Source organism: Cellulomonas hominis, from assembly GCF_005239125.1.
In the GTDB taxonomy this organism is placed as follows: Bacteria; Actinomycetota; Actinomycetes; order Actinomycetales; family Cellulomonadaceae; genus Cellulomonas; species Cellulomonas hominis_A.
In genome coordinates this window covers 1-6,054 of the sequence record NZ_SZYE01000213.1, presented here as the reverse complement: position 1 = coordinate 6,054, position 6,054 = coordinate 1, and the positions used below count along the sequence as shown (strand labels likewise).

General features: G+C 76.2%; 5 protein-coding genes and 2 pseudogenes. 5 read left to right on the top strand and 2 right to left on the bottom strand.

Going from position 1 to position 6,054, the window contains the following annotated elements:
• Nucleotides 1-175 precede the first annotated feature (175 nt).
• Both FA014_RS17300 and FA014_RS17295 read right to left on the bottom strand, forming a co-directional pair.
• Nucleotides 176-1,501, bottom strand: coding sequence for an ATP-binding protein (locus tag FA014_RS17300; protein ID WP_154730877.1), 1,326 nt, complete (start codon nt 1,499-1,501; stop codon nt 176-178).
• 3 nt (nt 1,502-1,504) lie between these two features.
• The gene (locus FA014_RS17295) at nt 1,505-2,197 is read right to left on the bottom strand and encodes a response regulator transcription factor (protein WP_154730876.1); all 693 of its coding nucleotides are present in this window, start codon (nt 2,195-2,197) and stop codon (nt 1,505-1,507) included.
• A gap of 155 nt (nt 2,198-2,352) precedes the next feature.
• Here FA014_RS17295 and FA014_RS17290 point away from each other — a divergent pair, with 155 nt between their 5' ends.
• The 5 genes and pseudogenes from FA014_RS17290 to FA014_RS17275 form a co-directional block, all read left to right on the top strand.
• On the top strand, nt 2,353-3,654 hold the full coding sequence (locus tag FA014_RS17290) for a sensor histidine kinase (protein WP_154730875.1): 1,302 nt from the start codon (nt 2,353-2,355) through the stop codon (nt 3,652-3,654).
• A 5-nt stretch (nt 3,655-3,659) separates the two neighbouring features.
• Complete coding sequence (locus tag FA014_RS17285; protein ID WP_154730874.1) at nt 3,660-4,370, top strand: response regulator; 711 nt, start codon at nt 3,660-3,662, stop codon at nt 4,368-4,370.
• A gap of 156 nt (nt 4,371-4,526) precedes the next feature.
• Entirely contained in the window at nt 4,527-5,381 is an 855-nt protein-coding gene (locus FA014_RS17280; RefSeq protein ID WP_154730873.1) for an ABC transporter ATP-binding protein, read from the top strand.
• Nucleotides 5,381-5,776, top strand: a pseudogene (locus FA014_RS21030) (FtsX-like permease family protein); the annotation flags it as partial. The gene FA014_RS17280 and the pseudogene FA014_RS21030, both read left to right, overlap by 1 nt.
• A 165-nt stretch (nt 5,777-5,941) precedes the next feature.
• A pseudogene (locus FA014_RS17275) lies at nt 5,942-6,054 on the top strand (PH domain-containing protein); the annotation flags it as partial.

Here is a 6,054-nt window from a genome sequence, read left to right as displayed (position 1 = left end):
CTCGGCCTCCAGCGCGGCGATGCGTGCGGACAGGTCGGCCGCCGTCCCCGGCGAGGGCCGCTGCTCGGCCATCGGGCCCACCCCCTCGGGCGCCCGCGGCGGGGACGCCCCTCGCGGCGAGGCTAGCGCCGCCGGTCGCCCCCGCCCCCTACCCGCCGGGGGTGAGCGGCGCCCCTCAGCGCCGGCGGCGCGCCCGCTCCGAGCGGGGCGAGATGACCGAGCCGCGCGGCAGCACCACGTCGGGCGCCATCGCCGCGGGCACGCCCGCGAGGAACAGCGCGAACACCGCCGGCCGCCGCTGCGCGAGCTCCAGGCGCGCGCCGTCGGCGGACGCCAGGTCCCGGGCCAGCGACAGGCCGAGGCCGGTGCCCTTGCCGGACGTGACCTCGCGCTCGAAGATCCGCGGCGCCAGGTCGTCCGGCACGCCGTCGCCCTCGTCCGCCACCTCGACGACGACCGAGCGCGCGGCGCCGGGGCGCGACCGCACGGTCGTGGTGCCGCCGCCGTGCCGCAGCGAGTTCTCGATCAGCGTCGCGAGCACCTGGGCCAGCGCCCCGGGGGTGGCGAGCACCTGGGCCTGCGGGTCCACCTCGATCACCAGGCGGCGGCCCTCGGCCTCGAAGGTCGGCCGCCACTCCTCCTCCTGCTGGTGCACGACGTCGCCCAGCCGGATGGCCTCCGTGGTGCCGCCCTGCGCGCGCCGGGACCGGGTCAGCAGGTCGTCGACGACCGTGACCAGCCGCTCGACCTGCTCCAGGGAGATCCGCGCCTCCTCGCGGACGGCCGGGTCGTCGGAGGCCAGCATGATCTCCTCGAGCCGCATGGTGAGCGCGGTCAGCGGGGTGCGGAGCTGGTGCGACGCGTCGGAGGCGAACTGCCGCTCGGCGGCCAGCCGGCCCGCCATCCGGTCGGCGCTGCGCGCGAGCTCGGCCGCCACCAGGTCGATCTCCTCGACCCCGGACGGCTCCAGCTGGGGCCGCACCTGCCCGGACCCGAGCTGCTCGGCGGACGCCGCGAGGTACACCAGGGGCGCGGCCAGCCGGTTCGCCTGCCAGATGGCCATGCCGATGCCCGCCGCGAACGCGACGATGGCCGCCGCGACGACCAGCCCGACGATCTGGGCGCTCATGAGGAACACGTCCCACCACGGCGCGTACAGCGTGATCCGGGCGCCGGTGGTCGACGTCTCCGTGATCGTCAGGGCGCGGTCGGGAACGTCCGGGCCCGCCTGGTACCGGGCGCCGTCGGTGGTGACGACGAAGATGCTCACCGTCACGCCGCCCCCGCGGTCGACGTACGGCTCCAGCATGGTGTCGGAGAGCGGCGTGCCCTCCTGGACGCGGCTGTCGACCTGGCGCGCCAGGTCCGAGGCGCGGGTCTCGAGCGACCCGATCTCGTTGTCGCGGACGTACTGCGCGCCGAGGAAGGCGAGCGGGAAACCGAGCAGCACGACCGCCACCGTGACGGCCGCGATCGTGGCCTGCAGGACGCGGCGGCGCACGGGTCAGCCCCGGGTGCCCTCGCCGGACTCGAACCGGAAGCCCATCCCCCGCACGGTGCTGATGTAGCGGGGCGCGCTCGCGTCGTCGCCGAGCTTGCGGCGCAGCCACGAGACGTGCATGTCGAGCGTCTTCGTCGAGCCGGTCGGGTCCGAGCCCCAGACCTCGCGCATGAGCGTCTCGCGCGCCACGACGGTGCCGGCCGCGCCGACGAGCACGCGCAGCAGGTCGAACTCCTTGGCGGTGAGGTGCAGCTCGCGCTCGGCCTGGAACGCGCGGTGCGCGGCGACGTCCACGCGGACGTCCTGGCTGCGGAGCTCGTCCTCGTCGGGCGTGTCCCCGCCGGTGCGCCGCAGCAGCGCCCGCACCCGGGCGAGCAGCTCGGCCAGCCGGAACGGCTTGGTCACGTAGTCGTCGGCGCCGGCGTCCAGGCCCACGACGAGGTCGACCTCGTCCGCGCGCGCGGTCAGCACCAGCACCGGGGTGGTCAGCCCCTGGTTCCGGATCGCCCGCGCGACGTCGAGCCCGTCCATGTCCGGCAGGCCGAGGTCCAGCACGACGAGGTCCGCCTCGCTCGCGCGGTCGATCGCACCCTGCCCGGTGCCCTGCACGCGGACGTCGTAGCCCTCGCGGCCGAGCGCGCGCGCCAAGGGCTCGGCAATGGCGGGATCGTCCTCGGCCAGCAGCACCTGGGTCATGGCGCCATGTTAGGTCATGAGACCTTCTAGGACACGGCGCACCGGGGTATCGGTTCGGTGAAGTCGGCCCGTCCGCCCGCGGGAGGACCCCTGTCGGGACCTCCGTCCGCCCCCGGGGGCACGACCGCCCGGGGCCGCCGACCTACGCTGGCGCGATGACGTGGTGGGAACGCCTCACGCGGTGGGAGGAACGCCACCAGCTGCCGATCGACCTCAGCGCGACCCTGCTGACGGGGCTCGTCGTCGTCCCCCTGGCCGCGAGCATGGCACCGAACTGGGGACTGAGCTCGTACGGGGGCGCGGTGCTCGCGCTCGCCGCCTGGCTCCCGCTGGGCTGGCGGCGCCGCAACCCGGTGGCGTCCGTCGTCGCCGTGTACGTCGCGTGCCTGCTGCACCTGCTGATCGGCGTGCCGCTGGTCATGCCGTCCGACCTCGCGGTGCTCGTGGCGCTGTACTCGGTCACGGTGCACGGCCCCCGCTGGGCCCACCTCACGGCGATGGGGTCGGCGCTCGTCGGCAACCTCGCGATGGTGAGCGGGCTGCTGCTCCAGTCCTGGACCGGCAGCGCCGCCGAGGTGGCGATGTCGGGGATCGCCCTGTGGCTGTTCGCCTCCGTGACGGCCGCCGCGGTGTGGGCGTTCGGGCTCGTCCGGCGGTCGCGCCGGGTGACGATCGCCGCGCTGCGGGACCGGGCCGAGCGGCTGGAGGTCGAGCGCGACCAGCAGGCGCGCATCGCGACCGCCGCCGAGCGCACCCGGATCGCCCGCGAGATGCACGACATCGTCGCCCACTCCCTGTCGGTCGTCGTCGCCCAGGCGGACGGCGGCCGGTACGCCGCCGCGGCGGACCCCGAGGCGGCGACCCGCGCGCTCGGCACGATCGCGGAGACCGGCCGGGCGGCGCTGGCCGACATGCGCCGGCTGCTCGGGGTGCTGCGCGAGCCCGAGCGGGTGCCGGGCGCCCCGGTGCCCGGGAACGCCCTGAGCGGGGGCGGCACGTCGGCCGGCGCGGCCCCGTACACCCCGCAGCCCGCCGAGCACGACCTGGAGTCCCTCGTGGAGCAGGTCCGCTCATCCGGGGTCCGCGCGTCGCTGGTCCGGATGGGCACGCCCCGCCGCCTGCCCCCGGGCATCGGCCTGACGGTGTACCGGATCTGCCAGGAGGCCCTGACGAACGTGCTCAAGCACGGCGGCCCGGACGTGACGGTCACCGTGCTCGCGCAGTGGCAGCCCGCCGCGCTCGTCCTCGAGATCACCGACGACGGCCGGGGCGCCGCCGCCGACTCCGACGGCGCCGGCCAGGGCCTGCTCGGCATGCGGGAGCGGGCGACGATGGTGGGCGGCACGCTGAGCGCCGGCCCGCGCCCCGGCGGCGGGTTCCGGGTGCACGCCGAGCTGCCGCTGCCCCCGGGCGCGCCGGTCGACGACCGGGCCGCCGCGCCCGGCACCCTAGGCTGACGCCCATGTCCGCCATCCGCGTCGGCCTCGTCGACGACCAGCAGCTCGTGCGCGCCGGTTTCCGCCTCGTGATCGACTCCCAGCCGGACCTCGAGGTCGTCCTGGAGGCCGGCGACGGCGCCCAGGCCGTGCAGGCGCTCACCGCCGGCACCGCGCAGGCCGCCGTGCTCGGTCCGGTCGACGTCGTGCTGATGGACGTGCGGATGCCGAACCTCGACGGGCTCGCCGCCACCGAGCGGATCGTCGCCGCCGGCACCCCCGAGCACCCCGCGCCGCGGATCATCGTGCTCACCACGTTCGACCTGGACGAGTACGTGCTCGCCGCCATCCGCGCGGGCGCCAGCGGCTTCCTGCTCAAGGACGCGCCGCCCGAGGACATGCTGGCGGCCATCCGGACCGTGCACAGCGGCGACGCCGTCATCGCCCCGTCGTCCACCCGGCGGCTGCTGGAGCACCTGGTGACGGCGCTGCCCGCCGAGCAGCAGCAGGCCTCCGCCGGCGCCGAGGCGCTCGCGACGCTCACCGAGCGGGAGCGCGAGGTGCTGGTGCTCATGGCCCGCGGCCGGTCGAACACCGAGATCGGCGAGGACCTGTACGTCGCCGAGGCGACCGTCAAGACGCACGTCGGGCGCATCCTCGCGAAGCTCGGGGCGCGGGACCGCGTGCAGGCCGTCGTCGTCGCGTACGAGACCGGCCTGGTGGTCCCCGGGGCGTGACCCCGGCACGCGCCGGGTCGGGCCCCGGTGGGGCCGCGCGCCCCCGGGGTCGTACCCCGGGATGACGCGAGGTCCGGACCGGGGGTGGACGCGGCGGCGCGGGTGGACTCCGTAGCGTCGGGGACGACCCGATCCGCCCGTCCCAGGAGCTCAGCCGTGGACCCGTTCGTCCCCGCCCCCGCCGCCAGCACCGGCCCGCACCCGCCGCACGCCGCGTCCGACGCGACCGGCGCCGACCAGCCGGGCCGTCCCGCGCGGGAGGCCGCCGTCCGCGCCCGCGGCCTCACCAAGGTCTACGGCCGCGGCGAGGCCGAGGTCCGTGCGCTCGCCGGGGTCGACGTCGACTTCGCCGCCGGCGAGTTCACCGCCATCATGGGCCCGTCCGGCTCCGGCAAGTCGACGCTGATGCACGTGCTGGCCGGCCTCGACGCCGCCACCGCGGGCTCCGCGTTCCTCGGGCGGACCGACGTCACCACGCTCGACGACGACGCGCTCACCCGGCTCCGCCGCGACCGGGTCGGCTTCGTGTTCCAGTCGTTCAACCTGCTGCCGATGTTCACGGCCGAGCAGAACATCCTGCTGCCGCTCGAGCTCGCCGGCGCCAAGGCCGACCGCGCGTGGTTCGACACGCTGGTCACCACGCTCGGCCTCGGGCAGCGGCTCACGCACCGCCCGTCCGAGCTGTCCGGCGGCCAGCAGCAGCGCGTCGCGATCGCCCGCGCGCTGATCGCCAAGCCCGAGGTGGTGTTCGCGGACGAGCCCACCGGCAACCTGGACTCGCGCTCCGGCGCCGAGGTGCTGAGCTTCCTGCGCCGCTCGGTCCGCGAGCTCGGCCGCACGATCATCATGGTCACGCACGACCCGACCGCCGCCGCCTACGCCGACCGCGTGGTGCTGCTGGCCGACGGGCGGATCGCGGGCGACATCGTCGACCCGACCCCCGAGGCCGTGCTCGCCGGGCTGGACGCGCTGCGCCAGCTCGAGGTCACCGAGACGCCGGTGGGTGCCTGATGTGGCGGCTCACCCTGGCGCAGATGCGCCGCAGCCTCGGGCGGCTCACCGCCGCGGGCGTCGCGGTCGCCATCGGCACCGCGTTCATCGCGGCGACGCTGCTCGCCGGCACGATCATGCAGCGCATCTCGTACGACTCGATCACCGCCTCGTACGGCAAGGCCGACCTGATCGCCGACGCCGGTAGCGGCGTCTCGCTCGACGAGAAGACCGTCGAGGCCGTCCGCGCGACCCCGGGCGTCGCCGCCGCCGACCCCCGGGTCGTGGCTCCCTACGTCGCGATGTCCGCCGGCGACCGCGAGATCACGCAGACGCTCGTGGCCCTGCCGAGCGACCCGGCCTTCGACACCCAGCACGTCACGCAGGGCGCGCTGCCGACCGCCGAGGGCCAGATCGCCCTGCCCGAGCGGGCCGCTGAGCGGCTGCACGTCGGCGTCGGGGACACCGTCGCGGTGTCCTACTACCGGTGGCAGGAGGCCGCCGGGGCGACCGCGGGCGACGCGGGCGACCCGGCCACGGCCGACGCGGCCGGCTCGCCGGCGGCCGACGCGACGGCGTCCGCGGACGACCTCCTGCTCCGCCGGGGCATCCTGTTCCGCTCGATGGTCGTCGTGCCGTACGGCCGCATGCAGTACGTCGACGTCACCGCCGGGCCGCTGGCCCGCCGGCTCGG